The organism is Glaciimonas sp. GG7 (genome assembly GCF_052976905.1).
The window spans coordinates 17,000-37,866 of sequence record NZ_JBRIIQ010000011.1 but is presented as its reverse complement, the minus strand read 5'-3'; the positions used below and the strand labels follow the sequence as shown (position 1 = coordinate 37,866).

Genomic DNA, 20,867 nt, shown 5'->3' with positions numbered 1-20,867 from the left:
TTATGCACCGTCCTGCGTACCGTTGTTACTGCCTCCGCTACCTTGCTGACTGCGCGGACTACGACGGCGCGCACGTTTTTTTGGTGGCGGGCCTTCGTTGGTCAACTTTGGCTTTTGGGTCAGCAGAACTTCGCGAGCTGGGCTATCGGCTTCCATGAAGGCAGTCCACCATTCTCCGAGTTCGCTATCGAGTTCACCCGAGGCGCAACGCAATAACAGGAAGTCATAACCGGCACGCAATCGCAAATGCTCCAGCAATTTGTAAGGTGATTTACCAACACGACGCTCGAAGCGCGGTTGCATGGCCCAGATGTCGCGCATGTCTGTTGCGATCTTGCGTTGCAGCGCCAGTTTGTCGGTTTGCGCGTCCAGCACGTCATCGGCGGCCAGATGCAAGGCGGGGATAGGGAATTCGCCAGCGGCTTGATAGGCGGTCCACTTTTCCAGTACTTGATGCCAGAGCAATGATGCAAACAGAAAGCCTGGCGACACAGGCTTGCCTTGCCGTACGCGCAGATCCGTATTGGCTAAGGCTAAAGTGACGAATTTCTCGCCCATAGGCTGTTCCAGCACGACATCAAGCAGCGGCAGCAAGCCGTGATGTAGCCCCTCTGTACGTAGTTGTTGGAGACACGCCAGCGCATGGCCGCTCATCAGTAGCTTGAGCATTTCATCGAATACACGCGCAGTCGGCACGTTATTGATAAGCGTCGCCATGACCGGAATCGGTGCACGGGTTGCTGGCTCGATGGTGAAATTGAGCTTGGCGGCAAAGCGGACGATGCGCAGCATGCGGACCGGATCTTCCCGATAGCGGGCCTCAGGTACGCCGATGATGCGTAAGGTTTTGGCGCGAATATCGGCAATCCCCCCGTGATAATCGAGCACGCTTTGGCTGCTTGGGTCGTAATACATGGCGTTGATAGTGAAATCGCGTCGGATCGCGTCTTCGTGCTGTTCGCCGAAGGTGTTGTCACGTAGTACGCGACCATGTTCATCTTTGAGTGCGCCGGTGGATGAGGGACCGCGGAAGGTGGTCACCTCAATCAATTCCTGACCGAACATGACGTGCACGATCTGAAAGCGCTTACCGATCAGGAATGCGCGCCGAAACAAGCGTTTGACCTGTTCCGGGGTGGCGTTGGTGGCAACGTCGAAGTCTTTCGGTTTCACGCCCAATAAAAGATCGCGCACCGCGCCGCCGACGATGAAGGCCTTGAAACCGGCTTCTTGCAACGTACTGGTGACGCGTATCGCGTTCGGTGAGACCAGTTGCGGGTCAATACCGTGCTGCTTGGGGGCCAGCACCACCGGTTTGGTGTGGTCGTCCATCTTTTTTTTGGGTCCGAGGATGGAGCGAATCAGCTGTTTGATCATTGTGTCTTGATTTTTTTAAGTGGCCGAGTGCCGTTGTTTTAAAGTGTTATTTGTCGAATAAATTCAGAATCGACCAGCCGTGTTCATCAGCATGCGCTTTCAACTGGGCGTTCGGATTGGTGGCAATCGGATCGGTGACCAACTTCATTAGCGGCAGATCGTTGTGCGAATCGCTGTAGAAAAAAGTCCGTGGAAAGCTGTCGAGCGTCATATCCATCGTCGCCAGCCAGGCATGCGTGTGAATGACTTTGCCGGGACCGTAGGTTGGCGTATCGAGCAGATTGCCGGTGATTTCGCCGTCGTCGGTGGTTTCTGGATCGGCTGCGATGAGGAAGTCGACGCCCAATGCTTTGGCAATCGGTTCGGTGACGAAACTGTTGGTAGCCGTCACGATCGCTACCAAGTCGCCTGCGTCATGGTGCTGTTGCAACAAATCGAGCGCCTGCGGCGTAATGCGCGGCACGATGACTTCTTTCATGAATTGTGCATGCCAGGCATCGAGTTGCTTGCGGGGAAATGCCGACAGCGTGCCGAAGGTGAACTCCAGATATTTCACCGGATCGAGCGTGCCTGCCTGATATTGGGCAAACCACTCCGCGTTGCTTTTTTTAAACGCGTCCGCATCAACGGCACCGATACGGATGAGAAATTGCCCCCACTCGAAATCCGAGTCGATAGGCAGCAGAGTATGGTCAAGGTCAAATAGCGCCAGGTTCATAGTGATTTTTCTTCCGATTCGAGTTGTTCTAGTTGTAGCAGGCTGCGTAATAACGGCAGCGTGATAGGGCGTTTGGTTTCCAGCGAATAGCGGTCAAGTTCATCCAGCTTTGCCATTAACGAGCGCATATCGCGCCGAAAATGGGTAATCAGATAGGGTAGCACGCCACTCGATAGTGTAAGGCCGCGCGCTTGTGCGGCTTGGGTTAGTGTGGAGATTTTTTCTTCATCACTCAGCCCGTGCAATTGATAGATTAAGCCCCAGCCTAGTCGGGTACGTAAATCTTCGCGTACGGTGTTGGTCAATTCTGCCGGCGGTTGGCCGCCGCTGGTGATGAGCCAGCCGCCATGCTCGCGAATCTGGTTGAACAAGCCAAACGCCAGAATCTGATCTTCCGCACATAGTTTGTCGCAGTCGTCGATCAGATAGCCGGTGTCCTCGGGCGAGAAATGAAACAACCCGGCGCTGTAGGCTTCGTTGTATTCGATCGCGTGATGCGCATTTAAATCAGCGGCAGCAATCAGGTGTGCGTTAGTGGTACGGGCAAAGGCTTGCAGCAAATGGCTTTTTCCTGCGCCGGATTGGCCCCACAAGTAGACGAACCGATCCCCCGGTGCGGTCACGGCGGTGGTCGACGGTACTGTCAATTGCTGCAAAAAATGCAACACTTCGTGATTGTTGCCAATCACGAAAGTGTCCAGAGTCTGGGCATCATCGGTAGTAATGTCGAGCAGTAACTGCCGCATGCTAGGTTTTCCTACTTAGTTGCTGTAATGGCATTTTATGGGGTGGCAGGGTGGTGCGCATTACTGGTTATAAAAACTGCTGCTGAGATAGTGCATGCGCAAATGTTTGACCATCACCGAGATAATTGCCGAGGCCGGTAATGCCAGCAAGATACCGACAAAGCCGAACAACTGGCCAAACGCCATCAAGGCAAAAATGACCACTAGGGGATGCAAGCCGATGCGTTCGCCTACCAGGCGTGGTGTGAGGAAAAAACTTTCGAGCACTTGCCCGATGCCATACACAATCGCTACCGCAATCAAGCCCTGAAAACTTCTAAACTGTAACATCGCAGCTATCAACGCCAGCACCAGCCCGAGTCCGAACCCAACGTACGGAATGAACACTAGCAGGCCTGTAATGATGCCGACAGGCAATGCGACGTCAAATCCGGCAATGGCTAGCCCGCTTGAGTAAAAAGCCGCCAGTACTAGCATCACCAACAATTGACCACGTAAATATTGTGCCAGCAACTCATCGACTTCTTGCGCCATGCCCGCTGTTTTTGCCTGCCAGCGACGCGGCACCATGTTGCCTAATTTAGCCAGAAATCTGTGCCAGTCCTGCAACAGATAAAATAAAACGATTGGAACCAGTAACAAGGTTGCCAGCCAGCCAATCACGGCTGTGCCGCCGACTTTGATAGAAGCTAGTACGGAAGTCCAGATTTCATCCCCGCCGGTCGAAAATTGTTGCGTCAACATATCCTTGATACCAGCGCCATCGAGGCGGTAATGGATGCCGAAATCTTTCAAATGCGGTCCGATCACCTCGTCGAGCTTCGTCAAAAATATCGGTATTTGATTTTGCAGCAACGGTATTTCATTGCGCAACACAGGAATCACAATCAGGATCATCGCCAGAACCGCCAATACGAGTAGCAGCATCACGATCAGTACCGCCAACGCTCGCGGAAATGGATATTTGCCGATCCGCCGCTTCGCCAGCCAGTCAACGCCTGGGTTGAGTGCGTAGGCCAGAATTGCGGAAGCCACAAATGGCGTCATGATCGGCCCTAGCGCCACGAACAATGCGATGAGCAAGCCCGCAACGCCTAACCACAACATTGTTTGTTTTTGTTCGTCAGTAAAAGAAAATGGCATGTAAGTGAGGGATAGTCGGATCGGTTTGATAAAATAGCGTCTTTGCCGCGGTAGCAATACTAAATAAACGTACTAATAGAATGTTTATTTGTTGATATTTTGTTATGTGCGGACGAACTCCTCTATTTTACCGCCTCTAGTGCCAATCTCATCATGACTTCAACATCGAATGTTTCTCTTTCCTATCGCGACGCTGGCGTTGATATGGACGCCGGCGACGCTTTAGTCGAGGCTATCAAGCCATTTGCCAAGCGCACCATGCGTGAAGGCGTCATGGGCGGCATCGGCGGTTTCGGTGCGCTGTTCGAAATCAGCAAGAAATTCAAAGAACCGGTCCTGGTGTCCGGTACCGATGGCGTCGGCACCAAGCTCAAACTGGCTTTTATGCTCAACCGTCACGACACCGTCGGTATCGATCTGGTTGCCATGAGCGTCAATGACATTCTGGTGCAAGGCGCTGAGCCACTATTTTTCCTCGACTATTTCGCCTGCGGCAAGCTCGACGTGGCCAGCGCCACCGACGTGATCAAGGGCATCGCCTTTGGCTGCGAGCAAGCCGGTTGCGCCTTAATCGGTGGCGAAACCGCCGAAATGCCAAGCATGTACCCGGATGGCGAATACGATCTGGCAGGCTTTGCAGTAGGCGCGGTAGAGAAATCCAAACTGATCGACGGCACTAAAATCACGCCGGGCGACGTCATTCTCGGCCTGGCATCGTCCGGCGCGCATTCCAACGGTTATTCCTTAGTGCGCAAGATTATTTCAGTCGCCAATCCTGATCTGAACGCCGATTTCCATGGCCGTAGTCTGGCCGACGTGCTGATGGCCCCGACCCGGATTTATGTCAAGCCATTGCTGGCCTTGATGGAGTCTATGGAAGTCAAAGGCATGGTGCACATTACCGGCGGCGGTTTAGTAGAAAATATTCCGCGCGTGCTGCAAGATAATTTAACTGCCGTATTGCATCGCGACGGCTGGACTATGCCGCCATTGTTCACATGGCTGCAAGAGCATGGCGGTGTCGCCGATGACGAAATGCATCGGGTCTTTAACTGCGGTATCGGCATGGCCGTGATCGTGGCAAAAGAAAATGCAGAAGCTGCATTTGCGCAATTGCAAGCCGCTGGCGAGACGGTGTTTACCATCGGTGAAATCCGCACGCGCGCCCAAGGTGAAGCGCAGACCATTGTTCTATAAATTAATTTTGTAAGATCGCAGTAAAAAAGCTCCCGAAAACATCCGGGAGCTTTTTTTATAGCGGAGTAATTTTCTCAGCGAAAAATCTAGTTTTGTCCGCCATGTTGACTCTGCGCCAGCGTTTGCAATGCAGCCGGACCACTTTCCCATTTGATATCCTTCGGCGGCGTCACGACCGTCATGGTCTGATTGCGATCGATATTGACGGTCAATGCATGCGACGTTGATTTTGGTACCGGTTGCCAGACCGGATCTTCTGTTTCATCAAATACCCGTCGCAAATGGCTAGACCAGCTGGTGCTAATGGACTTGAAATATTCATTTTTTGCGTCGATGGTCACAAAGCGCGTCAACGCCAGCGTGCCGCTTTCATAGACCAGCAGATCAAGCGGCAAGCCTACCGACAAATTGGAGCGCAAGGTTGAGTCCATCGAGATCAGCGCACATTTTGCCGCCTGATCCAGCGTGATCTCCGAGCCAGCCAGCACGCGATCAATAATCGGCTTGCCGTATTTCGCCTCGCCAATCTGAAAGTAGGGGTTCTGGTCATGGGCTTCAATGAAATTGCCGGCCGAGTAAATCTGAAACAAGCGACAGCGCTCGTCTTTGATCTGGCCGCCAAAAATAATCCCGACGTTGAAATCGATACCGAACTTTTGCAATGCACTCGCATCGCGCTCGTACACCGAGCGAATCGCATCACCCACAATTTGCGCCGCCTCGTACATGGACGTGACGTTCCAGATACTTTTACCGTCGGCGTTAGTGTGTTCGGAGATGATTTGTTTAATCGACTGCGATATCGATAAGTTGCCGGCGCTCATCATGACCAGCAGACGCTCGCCCGGATTTTCAAATACGCTCATCTTACGGAAAGTGCTGACGTGATCAACGCCGGCGTTGGTGCGTGAGTCGGACAAAAAAACCAGCCCGGTCTTGAGACGCATGGCGACGCAATAAGTCATGATGGTAGGAAAAAAGAGAAAGAAGAATATTACAGGATTGTGACCGAATAGTAGTTGTCTATTCAATATCTGTAATTATTCTGACTTGGTAGATACATTCACCTGCACGCTCAGAGTTTCTTCACCGCCACCGCGCCGCACACCGCGCACTGGCGCCGCAGAATCATAATCGCGACCAATTGCCAGTCGACAATAACCATCGTTAGCAAAGCGCGCATGGGTGACATCCACGCTTACCCAACCGGAAAAATCGGGCTGCGTAATCCAGACATCAACCCAGGCATGACTTTCTGCATGATCGCTGTTACCGGGATCGATGTAGCCCGACACATAGCGCGCCGGAATGCCAATCACATGGCAGCAAGCTAAAAATAAATGCGCATGATCCTGACAAACGCCCTGGCCCAATCGTAGCGCGTCGTCTGCACTGCTAGTGACATGGGTTGCACCACTTTGATACGCGACAGCATTGCAAATCGCCTGCGCCAGCGTGAGCAGGTCGTCACTATGTGCGCTGCGTCGCAGATAGCGATGGGCAAAATCGATGATCGCCATGCTCGTTTGCGTCAGTTGGGTCGCCACAGTGAACACGATGGGTGAAAATTCCCCTGCCTGCGACAGCCGCCCGAGAAACAAGGGCGTGACCACGACGCTGCCCTCGGCCACGATGCGGACCTCGTTATGTTGGCCGGTAATGGTCAGCATGTGACTGAGATTGCCAAACGCATCCGTAAACGGATGGCGCACGCCAGAACTGCTGATCTGCCAGTCCAGCGTGTGTTGCTGCGATTCAGCGCGTGGCGTTAGCCGCAATTGCTGAATCGTATAGGTCAGCGCCTCGGTGTAGCGATACACCGTTTCGTGTCGGATTGTCAGCAGCATGGCTGTTAGGTCAGGCAGTTAATGGAACCAGAAAGTTGCGGCTGATACGATTGCCCAGCTCGAAGATACGCTCAAAAAACACGGTCAAATAATCATGCAGACCGGCTTCGAGAATTTCATCGATATTCCCAAATTGCAACTCGGCGTGGAGTTTACCCGCGAAGCGTTCAGTATCTGCTGAAGCATTGTTGCGTACGTGCTTCAGATTATTGACGACCTCTTCCAGGCAAGCGGACAACGAACGCGGCATATCGGCGCGCAGAATCAACAGGTCGGCAACACGGGCTGGTGAAATGACGTCGCGATAGACTTTGCGATAAATTTCAAAGGCCGAGACGGAGCGCAAAATGGCCGCCCAATAGTAAAAATCGAGTTGCGGCTCGGTCGTGACTTCGGCATGTTCGCCCTCGCTTTGAGACTGGCTCTGTTTGTGCTGATTATGCTGATTTTCTTTGGAGCCATGAAACTTGACATCAATGATTCGAGCGGTGTTATCGGCCCGTTCCAGAAAAGTCCCGAGACGAATAAAGTGAAACGCTTCGTCCTTGAGCATCGTGCCAATGGTGACGCCGCGTGACAGATGCGAACGATGTTTGACCCATTCAAAAAATTCAGCAGGATTTTGAACTAGCGCGTCGGTTTTCAGATAACTTTGCATCTTCAGCCAGGTGGCGTTCTGGATTTCCCACGCTTCCGTGGTGAGCGCACCACGCACGGCGCGTGCGTTTTCGCGCGCTTGGGTCAGGCAGGCGGCGATGGAGGATGAATTACTCGGGTCGCGCACCATGAAATCGATGACATCTTTTTGCGTCAATGTTTCGTGCCGCTTGTCATAGGCTTCCTGTAATTCGGAAATGCCAAGAATGGCGCGCCAACCTTGGGCAATGTCTTCGGCATTCTGAGGCAGTAAGCCCGTTTGCAGATGCACGTCTAGCATGCGTGCGATATTTTCAGCCCGTTCAGTGTAGCGGGCCATCCAGAATAAGTGATCGGCGGTGCGGCTTAACATGTTATTTCTCCAGTATCCAGGTGTCTTTTGTGCCGCCGCCTTGGGATGAATTGACGACGAGCGAACCTTCTTTGAGTGCTACGCGGGTCAGGCCGCCACGCACCATTGAGACGGTTTTGCCTGAGAGGACAAACGGGCGCAGATCGATATGGCGTGGCGCAATGCCAGATTCGACGTAGGTAGGGCAGGCCGATAACGCTAACGTTGGCTGGGCGATATAGCCTTCTGGATTGGCGATGATGCGAGCACGAAAATCTTCGATTTCTTGCTTGGAAGAAGCGGGCCCAACTAACATCCCATAACCGCCAGCACCGTGCACTTCCTTGACGACCAGATCTTTCAGGTTGGCTAAGGTGTAGCCAAGATCGTCTTTTTTACGACATTGAAAGGTCGGCACATTGTTGAGTATCGGTTTTTCCGCCATGTAAAACTTAATCATGTCGGGGACGTACGGATAAATCGATTTGTCGTCCGCCACGCCAGTGCCGATTGCATTGGCTAAGGTGACGCCGCCTGCGCGATAGACCGACAACAAGCCGGGCACACCGAGGGTCGAATCCGGGCGGAACGCCAGCGGATCGAGATAATCGTCATCGATGCGGCGATAAATCACATCGACCCGTTTCGGGCCGCGCGTGGTGCGCATATAGACCGCTTTATCGTTGACAAACAAATCCTTGCCTTCGACTAACTCAACGCCCATTTGCTGGGCCAGAAAGGCATGCTCAAAGTAAGCGGAGTTATACATGCCCGGCGTCATGACCACGACCGTCGGATCGGTGACTCCAACTGGTGCGACCGAGCGCAAATTGTCGAGCAGCATGTCGGGGTAATGATCGACCGGTGCAATTTTGTGACGTGTAAATAGTTCAGGGAAAAGACGCATCATCATTTTGCGGTCTTCCAGCATGTACGACACGCCGGACGGCACCCGCAGATTGTCTTCCAACACGTAAAAATCGCCTTCACCGGCGCGCACAATATCGACGCCGGCTATGTGCGCATAAATATCTGACGCGACCGAAATCCCCTGCATTTCAGGGCGATATTGCGCGTTGCGGAAAATTTGTTCTGCCGGAATGACGCCCGCTTTGATGATGTTCTGATCGTGATAAATATCATGAATAAACATGTTGAGGGCCTTGACCCGCTGGATCAATCCAGCCTCAAGTATCGACCATTCAGCCGCATGGATGATGCGCGGAATAATATCAAACGGGATCAGTCGTTCAGTACCTGCATCGTTGCCATAGACCGCAAAAGTAATGCCAACGCGACGGAAAATAACATCCGCTTCTACTCTTTTTCGCGCAATAGTGTCAGCTGATTGCTGACCTAGCCAGCTACAAAATTCACCATAATGGGGACGGGCAGCAGTACTGCCGTCGGAGTACATTTCATCGAAAAATTTTGCCATGACTTTGCTTTACTTTAATGTGTTGAATAAATGTCGAGAGCGGATTAGTCCATGTGCTGGCTAATAGAATCGATTCCTATGTTATTCAGTCTCGTACTATTTAATCCGGGCATGAGGGACCACCTCACGCCCGCTTTAAATCGATCTCGATCGGATGTTCGCGACCTTAACCATTACTTATTCGCGACCGATAGGTGACTCAGTCAAGTGAGAGAACCACGGCGTAGGTTTGGGTACTTCGCACGGCGCGGGCATACCAATGGTGGTGAAATCAGCGGGGCCAACAATTTCCAGATATTCCATGTCGGGGGAGTAGTCGAATAAAAAATGCACCAATCCGGGGCGTTGATGCACGCAGTCCCCGGTATTAACCAGTGTTACCTGATCCCCGTACATAAAGCGCGCCCACCCTTTGAGCATGTAGACGATATGAAAATTCGCCTCATGTCGATGCCAGCCTGTGCCAGCTTCAGGTGCCATATTCGCACGGACCAATTGGGCAATTACCTGACCGCCGGTGGCGGCACTGATGCCAAGATCGCGATACTGGAAAAAATCCCGGAGGCCGCCAGCTTCAAAGACAGTATCGCCTTCACGGACATGGGAAAACGTCGTTTGCGGGACGACTGGGTCATTTGTGTTGTGCGCATCCATTGCATTTTTCCTTTCATGCAAAATACGGTTTTAACACGACCATGACGAGAATCAATGTAAGTCAGACCATTGATAGTGAGGCCGCATGGACCGTCTTTGGGCGACCTTTAATGCAACGACAGCAACATCGTAGCGGTGATAACTTTACTCCAGATTGGGCTTAAAGCAACAACCGATATGACGTTTAATGCCACTGAATTGCATTGAAAATCGTAATATCTATTAAGCAATTCCTATGCCAGTTTCCATGCGGAAATTGCATAATCAGGGCGCGCGAATGTAGTCCACCAGCGCCATCGTGCGCGCATCCGGCGGCGGCGTCAGCCAACTCACCACAACCATTGCTAACAACCCCGCAGGCACCCCAAAAACACCGGCTGAAATGGGTGCGATATGAAACCATTGACCAGCTGTCGTCCCACCGAGGGCGGGTAGCGTATGCAGCATGTAATACACGCACGTGCCAAAGCCGATAATGATGCCCGTTATGGCGCCGTGTTGATTGGCGCGTTTCCAGAACACGCCGAGGATCAGCGCCGGGAAAAGTGCCGACCCCGCCAGTGAAAATGCTGCGCCGACCATCGACAAAATATCGCCCGGCTTTAACGACGCGGTATAGGCCGCCAACAATGCCACCACCAGCAACAGCAATTTTGAAATAGTCACGCGTTTCTGGGTCGAGGCGACCGGATCGATCATTTTGTAATACACGTCGTGCGATAGCGCGTTAGAGATCGTCAGCAACAAACCATCGGCGGTGGAGAGCGCGGCCGCCAGACCGCCAGCGGCCACCAGACCAGAAATAAAATACGGCAGCCCCGCAATTTCGGGCGTCGCCAACACGATCATGTCGCCGTCCAGCGTGATCTCGGATAGCTGCACGATGCCGTCGTGATTGAGGTCCACGATACTTACTAAAGGATTGGTTTTATCGATATTGGCCCAGTACGAGACCCAGTTCGGCAGATGCGCATAGTCGGTACCAACCAACGAGGTGTAGATGTCGTACTTCACCAGTACCGCCAAGGCTGGCACTGTCAGATAAATTAGTAGAATAAAAAATAGTGTCCAGAACACCGATTTGCGTGTTTCCTGCACCGATGGCGTGGTGTAGTAACGCATCAGTACATGCGGCAACGCCGCCGTGCCCAGCATCAGACAAAAGACGACCGCCAAAAAATTGTTGCGCTTGATGTCGGAGGCCTCTTTATCCTTGCCCGGAAAAGGCGTCGCTTGCGGGGTCGGCGGATCGGCATGGGCTAGATTGAGCGCCTTGGCGTCGGACCATTTTTGTGCTGCCTCTTCGGGGGATTTTGGATAGTCGCCGATCTTGCGATTGGCAGCCCGAATGTCGATCAAAGACGTATCGCTATGATGTTTTAATATTTTTAACTGGCGTTGGGCATCGACCCGGCCTTGCATCCAGGATTGCGGCAATGCATCGAGTTGTCCATCGAGGGCATCGGCACGCTCCTTGAACATACGGCGTACTCCTAATTCTTTAGGGTCGTCGCTCAAGGTTTTTTCGATGTCGCTCAGTTGTGTCATGACCGAGCCGTACGCAAATTGTGGGATCGGATTATGCGTATGTTTGGCTGAGAGCCAAATAACCGGGATCAGATAGGCAAACAAAATGATGATGTATTGCGCTACTTGCGTCCACGTAATCGCCCGCATTCCGCCCAAAAACGAACACACCAGAATACTCGCCAGACCAAGAAAAATGCCGACCGAAAAATCTACCCCGGTGAACCGTGACGTGATCAAGCCCACGCCGTAAATCTGCGCCACCACGTAGGTAAATGAAATCAAAACGGTGGCGATCACGGCCAGAATACGTACCGGATTACTGCTATAGCGACCGCCAAAGTGGCCGCTATAGCGTGCTGCCAGAAAGTCTGGAATGGTGTATTGACCAAACTTGCGCAGATACGGAGCGATCATCAAGGCGATCAGGCAATATCCGCCAGTCCAGCCAATGATATAGGCCAGGCCATCGAAACCCTGCAGATACAAGCCGCCGGCAAGACTAATGAAGGTCGCCGCTGAGATCCAGTCGGCAGCTGTAGCCATGCCGTTAAAGATCCCCGGCACCCGGCGTCCGGCGACGTAGTACTCCGAGACGTCCGAGGTCCGGCTGACGACGCCGATGCCAGCGTACAGCGCGATGGTTGCAAACATAAACAGATAGCCAATCCAGGCACGTGGAAAACCTTCGTTTTCGAGGATCGCCAAAATGAGCAGCACGCCGATAAATCCTGCCGTGTACCAAGCGTAATACCGCGTCAAACGCGCCAGGAATGATTTATTTTTCATGGGGCGTCGTGAGGATATTATTGAGGGGCTTATTGACTGCGCGTTCTTGCTGATCTGCTACGGTCATCGCTGCTTCGCGGTCGATGCGGCCCATTTGCCAGGTATAGACGGCGACGATGGCAAGGTAAGTCACGCCCAACCCCTGCGCTGCCATATAAAACGAAAGCGGCCATCCAAAAAGGGTCACGCCGGATAATTCGCGTGCAAAAAAAATGACGAGAAATGTCATCAAAGCCCAGATCAATAACAAACTAAACGTCAGCGTTTTTGTTCTGCGCCAGTGCCTGGCGTTATTTACTGCAGTATGTTGGCGCGCGTCCATTTAGCGATACTCATTTCTAAAATGTTGAATGGGAATGAGCTTGAAAGTCACGCGCAACAAGCATCCGGGCAGTTTTGGATCGTGGCTGTGGGGATTGTAAAAAATGCTGATTTCGGCATCATGTTGCTGCGCGATTTCGCGCACGATGGCGAGTCCTAAGCCGCTTCCGCTACGATTGCTATCGAGGATCCGATAAAAGCGCTCAAACACACGCTCACGCTCGGCCGGGACAATGCCGGGACCGGTATCTTCGACTTCGAAAATCGCTTCCTGTGCGCCATCACCAGGATTGCCTGCGCGGATACGTACCGTGACATGGCCTTCAGGCGGCGTGTAATGCAAGGCGTTATCGATCAGATTGGACATGAGTTCGCGCAGCATGATCGGGTTGCCGATGACCATCAAACGTTGATTTGCCTCTTCAAAGCCGAGGTCGATCCGCTGTGTAAACGACGTTTGGACCCAATCGCCGACGACCTTGCGGGCCAGGTCAGAGAGTTCAATCGGAATGAGTGCGCTGTTTTCCTGTGTTTGATTTTCTGCCCGCGCCAGCGAAAGCAACTGATTGACCAGGCGGGTTGCCGAATCCGAACTCTTGGCCAATTGTTCCAGCGAACGGCGAATATCTTGCCCGTCTGTTTGACGCAGCGCCAGTTCCGACTGCATCCTCATCCCTGCCAGCGGCGTCTTCATTTGATGTGCGGCGTCGGCGATAAAGCGTTTCTGGGTATCGATCGTATGGGATAGCCGTCCCAACATATCGTTGAGCGAACGTACCAATGGCGAAATTTCTTCGGGCACCTGACCGGAATCGATGGGGCTTAAATCGTCGGGCCGACGTGCGCGTATCCGTTCCTGTAGCTCTGATAGCGGCGACAAGCCGCGCGATAGCGCAAACCAAATCAGCGCCAGTGCAATCGGCAGGATCAAAAACTGCGGCAGAATCACGCCTTTGATGATTTCATTGGCGAGCTGAGCGCGTTTTTCCAGTGTTTCGCCCACTTGCACCAGTGCCATCGGGCCCTGCGGGTTGCTGCTGATGCCAGCAACATCGTTGCGCAGATCGACATAGGTGTAAGCAATTCGAACGTCGGTGCCATGCATCGATCCATTGTGAAATTGCACCGTGCCTGTCTGTGGGGGATCTTCATCCGGCGTAAGTGCTGGCATTTCTCGGTCCCCGTCGACGTATTCACCTTTCGGGCCGGTGATCAAAAAATAGACATTATCAACGTCATCGGCCCGCAAAAAATCACGCGCTGCACCAGACAAGCGTGTCACAACTTTGCCGTTTGCCTGGCTGATTTGCTGCGACAGAACCGTCACACTATCGTCTAACGCCCGATCAAAGGGCTGATTCGCAATCGATTTCGCGACCAGATAAGTGATCGCAATGCTCATCGGCCACAGCAATAGCAAGGGCACCAGCATCCAGTCCAGAATTTCTCCAAACAGGGAGCGTTTGATGCGCTCATGGGTGTCCGTTTCCCCCATCAATGGATCGGTATTGAAATCGAACTCGGGAGCGTGAGGGCTATTTGGGTCTGAGATCGGCTCGGTTGGTGCCTGCGCAGTCATAGTGTTGGCATGGTCAGGCCAAATCAGCTTAGGTTGGGGGCGACGAGCGGAGATGTCAGCGGTGTCGGGGCAGGAGGTGCTTCAGCGATTTTTTCAAGGCAATAACCGAGTCCGCGCACCGTCGCAATGCGAACCCCGCCGACTTCGATTTTTTTACGCAAGCGGTGTACATACACTTCAATGGCGTTATTGCTGACTTCCTCGCCCCATTCACATAAGTGATCAACCAGTTGTTCTTTTGAGACTAGTCGGCCAGTGCGTTGCAGCAACACTTCGAGCAAGCCGATTTCGCGGGCCGACAAATCCAGCATTTGCTCGCTGATATACGCAATCCGGCCAACCTGATCGTAGGACAGGGGGCCATGTTTAATCACGGTCGGGCCACCGCCCGCACCTCTGCGCGTCAAAGCCCGTACCCGTGCTTCAAGCTCGGACAGGGCAAAGGGTTTTGCCATATAGTCATCGGCCCCGAGATCGAGCCCTTTTACGCGCTGTTCAATCGAATCGGCTGCCGTCAATATCAATACCGGCAAGCGTGAATTGCGGGCGCGCAGACGTCGCAAGACTTCCAGACCGGCCATTTTGGGAAGGCCCAAGTCAAGAATCAACAAATCAAAATCCTGGGTTGATAATGCAGAATCAGCTTCGACGCCATTGCGTACGCAATCGGTAGCGTAGCCGGATTGACGCAATGAACGGGTCAGTCCGTCGGCTAAAACACTGTCATCTTCAGCGAGTAATATGCGCATGGCTAAGCTTGCCTTTTGGAACATTGATCATCAGGATATAGCGCCGGATAGGATTACTTCAGGCGCTATTATGGGTTGGTGAGTAAGTCCGCATAATCGTTTATACGTCTTTACCCCGCCTTGCCGTACAGTCGTACTGTCTGCGTCGGGACGCCTAGTCTAAACAATTATGCGGCCTTACTTATGTCTCAATATGGATATTGGTCGCAGGGCCAATACTACCGAAGTCCTCTATTGTTTTAATTCTAGGACTTACGCAAAACCATCCCAGCAGCGTTATTCCTCCTAGCCTTACATTCGTAATGGCATCAAAGGTCTGCCTTGCTGGGACGATTTTGCGTAAGTCCTAAATTCTTCGAGTTTAATTAGTACTTTGGTATCAGCTGGAGTCTATGGCGTTTCATACAGAGCGGCAAGTGTTCACTTAAACATAGGTAAAATTGACATCGTGCAAAGCAGTAGCGTTAGAGCGCATGCCGAATGCGAGTTGAGTGCTGTTTGGCAACACTTCTGTGTATAATTGACGCCATTACACCTCTAACATCCGTCATTGACCTCATTTATGCACCGTTTGTTTGTTCTCTTTTTGATGTTTTTACTGCCTTTGCAAGTTTTTGCAGGCGGGATAGACACGCAAATCGGGTTTGTCGATCAAACGCGCGATAGTCTGACTATCTCGGCATTGACGCAACAGCAGCAATCAGATGTTGCAGTCGTTATCGATCTGACAGTGTCTCAAGATCATGTCAGCGATGACTGGTTTGGCGATGACGATTCAGGCGAATTCAATTTGCATGCCGATCTTGCTGACGAAACCGTGCCTGCGCATGGTTTTCGTTTCATCCCAGGTCGGCGGTCTCTTTTAGTAGTGCACAGTAATGACAATGTGCGTGAACCACCTTTCCTCCCTTTAGTTTCTCCCCCGCCTCGCGCATAAGCGTGCAGCCGGATAACTGCGCTTAAACAGAGCGTATCCGGTAATTTTCTCTTCCCCTCTTTTTATTTAGTCCTGCTCAGTCATTTGTTGCGCGCATTTTGCGTCCATTTGCACATTGCTGATCAGGCCCAAATCAGGATTTTTCAGGCAAATGTGGCCTTCTCCACATTGATTTACATCTCAGGAGTTAGCATGAAGAAAATGTTTGTGGCATTGATCGTCGTTGCGATGACGTTATCAATTGGTGTTTCAACGGTAGAAGCTAAACGGATGGGCGGCGGCGGTTCGTTCGGTAAAAAATCGCAAAGCACGAACCGTCAACAGGCCACGCCTGCGCAAAATCAAGCCGCAGCCAAAGCCGCACCGCCAGCTGCTGCTGCCGCTGCTGCGCCGGCAGCAGCAAAGTCCAGCGCCTGGAAAGGTATGCTGGGCGGCGCATTGTTAGGTTTAGGGTTGGGCGCATTATTGTCGAGCATGGGACTCGGTGGCGCGATGGCCAGCATGATCAGCACCATGCTGATGGTCGGATTGCTGGCGGCGGCGGGGATGTTCCTCTACCGCATGTATCGTAGAAAAATGGACAACAACAATAACGGTGGCCTAAAGTCGGTATTTGCCGGATCAGGATTGTCCGGTAACGCACAGAACGCCAGCTTCACGCCAGAAATCGCCTCCCGCATTGAGCCAGCGCAAAAGACCGTATTTGATGCAGCCCCGCTAATCAATAGCAATGGCGGTACTGTCGGATCCAGCTTTGGCACAACGAGTGCCATTGACGTACCGGCAGATTTCGATGTTGCCGGTTTTGTGCGTCATGCAAAAATCAATTTCATTCGTCTGCAAGCATCATGGGATAAAGCGGATATTGAAGATATCCGTGATTTCACCACCCCGGAAATGTTTGCCGAGTTAAAAATGCAATTGCAGGAACGCGGTGTAAAGCCCAACAATACTGATGTCATCACCATCGACGCAGAATTCCTCGGTCTGGAAACCATCGGCAGCGACTACATGGCCGGCGTCAAATTCTCCGGCATGATCAAAGACGATCCGACGGCACTGGCGGAGCCATTCAATGAAATCTGGAATCTGACCAAGCCTGTTAATGGTCAGGGTGGATGGACTTTGGCGGGGATTGAGCAGGTGGCTTGAGGGATGGACGGTGATTAGTGTTTAGTCATCTTGGTATAAGAAATAGAAAAACCGTCTGCGAGAGATTGCAGGCGGTTTTTTGCCATCCAAGGGTCATTACTTAATGAGAATAAACAAATTAAAATTTTAAATTAGTTATGAATATTATTTTATTTTCTTCTTATCTATTAACAATCACAGCAATCATCACAACGCCGGGTCCTAATGTACTTTTGATGGCATCTCACGCAATAAAATATGGCAAAAGAGCTTCAGTCTTAAATGCAATCGGTAGTGCCTGCGCTGCATTGATATTAATAACATTGGCATTGTTTGGAATGCAAAATGCCATTCCAAAGACATTTCTGCCAGTGCTTGCCATCGCAGGGGCGTGTTATCTTGTTTGCATTGGAATAAGCAATATAGTAAAAAATATGAAATGAATAATGCGCTTAAAGGGAGTGCAAATAATAAATTTTTTTGGGAGGCATTTTTAACTGGGATAAGTAATCCAAAAGATATTTTATTTTTTGTTTTATTTCTTTCGCAATTCATTGATCACTCTATTCATTTTAATTATTCTGCAATGTTGCTGATATTCGGATGGGTTTTTTGCGATATTTTTATTATCTATGGATATGGATTGTTGGCACGAAGAGCCAGTGTTATTTTTTCATTTTCGACCTTGAATAAGGTGACGAAAATATTCGGTATCGTTATTGTTTTTGTCGGTGCAATTTTATTATTTTCTTCAATCAAGGCTTTGAATTAAGTTTTTTATAACCCCTGAAAAAAACTCACCAACTCCGGCGTATCCGAATAAGCAACATTAAAGCGAAACCACGGCTGTTCCGGTGGCGTCAGGTGAAAGAAATCGCCGGGGGCCAGCCAGATCCCTTTTTGTCGCGCCAAGTCCGCAATGTCCCGTGCGGATAAGTTGGGACGGTCAACGTTTAGCTCCAATCTGGCCCAGGAAAACATCCCGCCACGCGGCGTTGCAAACGGCGTCAAACCCGCTTCAATTAACCTTGCATGAACGCGTGCTTGCGCATTTAATAATGCTGTGGAAAGGTGATCGACGTGGTGACGATGGCGTCCCTCAGTCAGTACGCTGTGCACTAGTCGCTCGGTAATTTCTGAGTTGGTCAGCGTCAGGACCATTTTGGTATGCACTAATTGCCGCGCCAATTCCCTCTGGCAGGCGATAAATCCAAGCCTTAGCGACGGCGCAACTGTTTTTGAATAACTCCCGACATAAATTACCCGCTGCAAACCATCCAGCGCTGCCAGCATGGGGTCATTAGGTTGACTGAGTTCGCGGAAAATATCATCTTCAACGACCCAGAATCCATGCCGCTCTGCAGCTTGTAATACCCGCATCGCGCAGGCTGGTGTGTAGGAGGTGCCGGTCGGATTGTGGAGCACGCTGGTGGTGAAATACAGCGTCGGTTGATGGATTCTGGCTAAGCTTTCTAGTGCGTCGACATCGATTCCGCCAGCCGTGCGCGGGATGCCGATCACGTTGATGTCGGCCATGCGCAACATAGCAATCAGATTGCAATAACCCGGATCGTCGACCAATACCGTATCGCCTCGCTTAAGCATGGTTCGGATAATCAGGTCCAGCGCTTGGGTGGCGCCGTGGGTGGTGAGGATGTGGTCGATGGGGACGTCAAGTGACCAATGCGCCAGAAATTGACTAATCGTCTGGCGTAATGGGACATAGCCATAGGGATGGCCATAGCCGACTTGCTGTGCGCCGGGGGCGCGGATGATGCGCCGTTCGGCTTGATGCAGGCCGTCGTTATCCAGCCATTTATTTGGCAGCCAGCCGCATCCAGCCTTGATCGGTACGCGCTCATCGGCAAACATCTCGGACAGTAGCCAGGCGGAATCGATGACCGGTTCTGGTGGGTTAAAAGTGGGCGTGGGCACGCTTTGAGAAGATTGATACGCGATAAAGAAGCCAGCGCCACGGCGTGCTACCAGCAAGCCGCGGGCGACGAGTCGTTCATAGGCTTCGACAACGGTCGAGATGCCGACGCCTTGGTCGATGCCGAATTGGCGCACCGATGACAAGCGCTCGCCGGAACGCAGCGTGCCTTGAGCGATTAGTTGTGTCAGAGCGGTGGCAATTTGATCGACTAAACCGGTCGGAGAGGCCCGATCTAACGCTAACTGAATGGATTTGGGGCGTGCTTGTTTCATGCTTGGTCCAAGATGTTTTTTTACAGGGCTACAGGGGCGAAATAAAGATTAATTAGCAATACAGTTTTTCATATAAAGAAAAAGTGTATCTAACAATATTGATCACGTCTCGTAATAATGCATTCAATCCCTATTCGTTCTCACTGATAGCTCATGAATTCAACAAAAGGTGCGCGCAATGACCGCTAATACTAGCCCCGCTGATCTTTCCGCTTTCTGGATGCCATTCACCGCCAATCGCGATTTTAAATCTGCTCCAAGACTAATGGCCTCGGCTGCTGGTATGTATTACCAGGATGTGGATGGTCGCCAGATTCTGGATGGGACGGCGGGGTTGTGGTGCGTGCCACTGGGTCACGCGCAGCCGAAAATCGTCAAAGCGGTCCAGGAAATGGTCGCCAAGCTCGATTTTGCGCCGACATTTCAGATGGGTCATCCTGCCGCTTTTGAGCTGGCAGAGCGCCTCAAGCAATACACTAATAACCGCTTTAGCAAAGTGTTTTATACCAATTCTGGTTCTGAATCGGTCGATACCGCGTTGAAGATGGCCATTGCGTACCACCGGGCGCGTGGCGATGGTACGCGCACGCGCTTAATCGGACGTGAGCGGGGCTATCACGGCGTGGGTTTTGGTGGTATTTCGGTTGGCGGTATTTCTGGTAACCGTAAAACTTTCGGGTCGTTACTGACCGGTGTGGATCATCTGCCACATACGCATAATCTTGAAAAAAATGCGTACACCAAAGGTGAGCCGGAGTGGGGCGGTTTTCTCGCAGAGGATTTGGAGCGGATTGTTGCCTTGCATGATGCGTCGAATATTGCCGCCGTGATTGTGGAGCCTGTAGCTGGATCGACCGGCGTGTTAGTGCCGCCGAAAGGGTATTTGCAGCGTTTGCGTGATATTTGCACCAAGCACGGGATTCTGTTGATTTTTGATGAAGTCATTACCGGCTTTGGTCGATTGACGACGCCGTTTGCATTCGATTATTTTGGTGTCGAGCCGGATATGGTGACTACCGCCAAGGGCCTCACCAATGGCGTGGTGCCGATGGGGGCGGTGTTTGTTAAGCAGCATATTTATGACGCGTTTATGGACGGTCCGCCCGGCATTGAACTGGCGCACGGTTACACCTATTCCGGCCATCCGCTGGCGTGCGCTGCTGGTCTGGCATCGCTGGATATCTTCGAGAACGATGGCGTGCTGGAGCATGCTCAGAGCATCGCCGGTTATTGGGAAGATGCGGTGCATTCACTCAAAGGTTTGCCACATGTGGTCGATATTCGCAGCATTGGTTTGATTGCCGGGATTGAATTGGCAACTATTCCCGGCAAGCCCGGCGTGCGTGCATTTACGGCATTTAAGCAGGCGTTTGATGACGGGATTTTGATTCGGACGACCGGCGATATTATTGCGTTATCGCCGCCGTTGATTTTGGAAAAACAGCATATTGATGAATTGATTGGCAAGCTTGCGGGGATTCTTAAGACGCTTGCTTGAGATGGGCGCGGGTATTAAAA

Annotated in this window: 18 protein-coding genes and 1 pseudogene; 5 read left to right on the top strand and 14 right to left on the bottom strand. The window is 51.8% G+C overall.

Going from position 1 to position 20,867, the window contains the following annotated elements:
• From pcnB to ACVBEF_RS04865, 4 genes are read right to left on the bottom strand one after another with little or no spacing between them, the layout of a single operon-like run.
• On the bottom strand, positions 1–1,377 hold the full coding sequence (gene pcnB, locus ACVBEF_RS04880; RefSeq protein WP_447122824.1) for a polynucleotide adenylyltransferase PcnB: 1,377 nt from the start codon (positions 1,375–1,377) through the stop codon (positions 1–3).
• A 46-nt stretch (positions 1,378–1,423) separates the two neighbouring features.
• Positions 1,424–2,095: a histidinol-phosphatase gene (locus ACVBEF_RS04875; protein WP_447122823.1), complete on the bottom strand. Its 672-nt coding sequence runs from the start codon at positions 2,093–2,095 to the stop codon at positions 1,424–1,426.
• Positions 2,092–2,841 carry a DnaA regulatory inactivator Hda gene (hda, locus tag ACVBEF_RS04870; protein ID WP_447122822.1) on the bottom strand — a complete coding sequence of 250 codons (750 nt, stop codon included), beginning with the start codon at positions 2,839–2,841 and terminating at the stop codon, positions 2,092–2,094. The genes ACVBEF_RS04875 and hda overlap by 4 nt, the downstream gene beginning before the upstream one ends.
• 60 nt (positions 2,842–2,901) lie before the next feature.
• Positions 2,902–3,984 (bottom strand): AI-2E family transporter, encoded by a 1,083-nt coding sequence (locus tag ACVBEF_RS04865; RefSeq protein WP_447122821.1) that lies wholly within the window; start codon positions 3,982–3,984, stop codon positions 2,902–2,904.
• A gap of 153 nt (positions 3,985–4,137) precedes the next feature.
• On the opposite strand from ACVBEF_RS04865, the gene purM reads away from it, so the two are divergent.
• A complete protein-coding gene (gene purM / locus ACVBEF_RS04860; protein WP_447122820.1) occupies positions 4,138–5,181 on the top strand; it encodes a phosphoribosylformylglycinamidine cyclo-ligase in 1,044 nt (347 codons plus the stop codon).
• Positions 5,182–5,267: 86 nt separating this feature from the next.
• On the opposite strand, the gene ACVBEF_RS04855 is transcribed toward purM, so the two are convergent.
• The 9 genes from ACVBEF_RS04855 to ACVBEF_RS04815 all read right to left on the bottom strand — a co-directional run bounded on the left by ACVBEF_RS04855 (position 5,268) and on the right by ACVBEF_RS04815 (position 15,073).
• Positions 5,268–6,146, bottom strand: a complete 879-nt coding sequence (locus tag ACVBEF_RS04855) for a peptidase (protein ID WP_447122819.1) — start codon at positions 6,144–6,146, stop codon at positions 5,268–5,270.
• 75 nt (positions 6,147–6,221) lie between these two features.
• Positions 6,222–7,028: a transglutaminase family protein gene (locus tag ACVBEF_RS04850; protein ID WP_447122818.1), complete on the bottom strand. Its 807-nt coding sequence runs from the start codon at positions 7,026–7,028 to the stop codon at positions 6,222–6,224.
• Between the two features lie 10 nt (positions 7,029–7,038).
• The gene (locus tag ACVBEF_RS04845) at positions 7,039–8,037 is read right to left on the bottom strand and encodes an alpha-E domain-containing protein (protein WP_447122817.1); all 999 of its coding nucleotides are present in this window, start codon (positions 8,035–8,037) and stop codon (positions 7,039–7,041) included.
• A 1-nt stretch (position 8,038) separates the two neighbouring features.
• Positions 8,039–9,454 (bottom strand): circularly permuted type 2 ATP-grasp protein, encoded by a 1,416-nt coding sequence (locus tag ACVBEF_RS04840; RefSeq protein ID WP_447122816.1) that lies wholly within the window; start codon positions 9,452–9,454, stop codon positions 8,039–8,041.
• 177 nt (positions 9,455–9,631) lie between these two features.
• A complete protein-coding gene (locus ACVBEF_RS04835) occupies positions 9,632–10,108 on the bottom strand; it encodes a cupin domain-containing protein (RefSeq protein WP_447122815.1) in 477 nt (158 codons plus the stop codon).
• Between the two features lie 264 nt (positions 10,109–10,372).
• Entirely contained in the window at positions 10,373–12,424 is a 2,052-nt protein-coding gene (locus tag ACVBEF_RS04830; protein ID WP_447122814.1) for a sodium:solute symporter family protein, read from the bottom strand.
• Positions 12,414–12,746, bottom strand: coding sequence for a DUF4212 domain-containing protein (locus tag ACVBEF_RS04825; protein ID WP_447122813.1), 333 nt, complete (start codon positions 12,744–12,746; stop codon positions 12,414–12,416). The genes ACVBEF_RS04830 and ACVBEF_RS04825 overlap by 11 nt, the downstream gene beginning before the upstream one ends.
• Positions 12,747–14,324, bottom strand: a complete 1,578-nt coding sequence (locus tag ACVBEF_RS04820) for a sensor histidine kinase N-terminal domain-containing protein (protein WP_447122812.1) — start codon at positions 14,322–14,324, stop codon at positions 12,747–12,749.
• Between the two features lie 23 nt (positions 14,325–14,347).
• Positions 14,348–15,073, bottom strand: coding sequence for a response regulator (locus tag ACVBEF_RS04815; RefSeq protein ID WP_447122811.1), 726 nt, complete (start codon positions 15,071–15,073; stop codon positions 14,348–14,350).
• 550 nt (positions 15,074–15,623) lie between these two features.
• Between ACVBEF_RS04815 and ACVBEF_RS04810 the strand changes: the two genes are divergently transcribed.
• From ACVBEF_RS04810 to ACVBEF_RS04800, 3 genes and pseudogenes are all read left to right on the top strand, one after another.
• Complete coding sequence (locus ACVBEF_RS04810; protein ID WP_447122810.1) at positions 15,624–16,010, top strand: hypothetical protein; 387 nt, start codon at positions 15,624–15,626, stop codon at positions 16,008–16,010.
• Positions 16,011–16,202: 192 nt separating this feature from the next.
• Complete coding sequence (locus ACVBEF_RS04805) at positions 16,203–17,162, top strand: Tim44 domain-containing protein (protein WP_447122809.1); 960 nt, start codon at positions 16,203–16,205, stop codon at positions 17,160–17,162.
• A 137-nt stretch (positions 17,163–17,299) separates the two neighbouring features.
• Positions 17,300–17,913 (top strand): annotated as a pseudogene (locus ACVBEF_RS04800) (LysE family translocator).
• A 5-nt stretch (positions 17,914–17,918) separates the two neighbouring features.
• Here ACVBEF_RS04800 and ACVBEF_RS04795 read toward each other — a convergent pair.
• Positions 17,919–19,349 carry an aminotransferase-like domain-containing protein gene (locus ACVBEF_RS04795; protein ID WP_447122808.1) on the bottom strand — a complete coding sequence of 477 codons (1,431 nt, stop codon included), beginning with the start codon at positions 19,347–19,349 and terminating at the stop codon, positions 17,919–17,921.
• A gap of 178 nt (positions 19,350–19,527) precedes the next feature.
• Between ACVBEF_RS04795 and ACVBEF_RS04790 the strand changes: the two genes are divergently transcribed.
• The gene (locus tag ACVBEF_RS04790; protein WP_447122807.1) at positions 19,528–20,847 is read left to right on the top strand and encodes an aminotransferase class III-fold pyridoxal phosphate-dependent enzyme; all 1,320 of its coding nucleotides are present in this window, start codon (positions 19,528–19,530) and stop codon (positions 20,845–20,847) included.
• Positions 20,848–20,867: the final 20 nt, after the last annotated feature.

Excerpts from the sequence above, each read along its gene's own strand:
- ACVBEF_RS04815 (WP_447122811.1), bottom strand. The coding sequence starts at position 15,073 with ATGCGCATATTACTCGCTGAAGATGACAGTGTTTTAGCCGACGGACTG.
- ACVBEF_RS04805 (WP_447122809.1), top strand. The coding sequence starts at position 16,203 with ATGAAGAAAATGTTTGTGGCATTGATCGTCGTTGCGATGACGTTATCA.
- pcnB (WP_447122824.1), bottom strand. The coding sequence starts at position 1,377 with ATGATCAAACAGCTGATTCGCTCCATCCTCGGACCCAAAAAAAAGATG.
- ACVBEF_RS04840 (WP_447122816.1), bottom strand. The coding sequence starts at position 9,454 with ATGGCAAAATTTTTCGATGAAATGTACTCCGACGGCAGTACTGCTGCC.
- ACVBEF_RS04875 (WP_447122823.1), bottom strand. The coding sequence starts at position 2,095 with ATGAACCTGGCGCTATTTGACCTTGACCATACTCTGCTGCCTATCGAC.
- ACVBEF_RS04825 (WP_447122813.1), bottom strand. The coding sequence starts at position 12,746 with ATGGACGCGCGCCAACATACTGCAGTAAATAACGCCAGGCACTGGCGC.
- ACVBEF_RS04850 (WP_447122818.1), bottom strand. The coding sequence starts at position 7,028 with ATGCTGCTGACAATCCGACACGAAACGGTGTATCGCTACACCGAGGCG.
- hda (WP_447122822.1), bottom strand. The coding sequence starts at position 2,841 with ATGCGGCAGTTACTGCTCGACATTACTACCGATGATGCCCAGACTCTG.
- ACVBEF_RS04865 (WP_447122821.1), bottom strand. The coding sequence starts at position 3,984 with ATGCCATTTTCTTTTACTGACGAACAAAAACAAACAATGTTGTGGTTA.
- ACVBEF_RS04835 (WP_447122815.1), bottom strand. The coding sequence starts at position 10,108 with ATGGATGCGCACAACACAAATGACCCAGTCGTCCCGCAAACGACGTTT.
- purM (WP_447122820.1), top strand. The coding sequence starts at position 4,138 with ATGACTTCAACATCGAATGTTTCTCTTTCCTATCGCGACGCTGGCGTT.
- ACVBEF_RS04855 (WP_447122819.1), bottom strand. The coding sequence starts at position 6,146 with ATGACTTATTGCGTCGCCATGCGTCTCAAGACCGGGCTGGTTTTTTTG.
- ACVBEF_RS04820 (WP_447122812.1), bottom strand. The coding sequence starts at position 14,324 with ATGACTGCGCAGGCACCAACCGAGCCGATCTCAGACCCAAATAGCCCT.
- ACVBEF_RS04795 (WP_447122808.1), bottom strand. The coding sequence starts at position 19,349 with ATGAAACAAGCACGCCCCAAATCCATTCAGTTAGCGTTAGATCGGGCC.
- ACVBEF_RS04845 (WP_447122817.1), bottom strand. The coding sequence starts at position 8,037 with ATGTTAAGCCGCACCGCCGATCACTTATTCTGGATGGCCCGCTACACT.
- ACVBEF_RS04790 (WP_447122807.1), top strand. The coding sequence starts at position 19,528 with ATGACCGCTAATACTAGCCCCGCTGATCTTTCCGCTTTCTGGATGCCA.
- ACVBEF_RS04830 (WP_447122814.1), bottom strand. The coding sequence starts at position 12,424 with ATGAAAAATAAATCATTCCTGGCGCGTTTGACGCGGTATTACGCTTGG.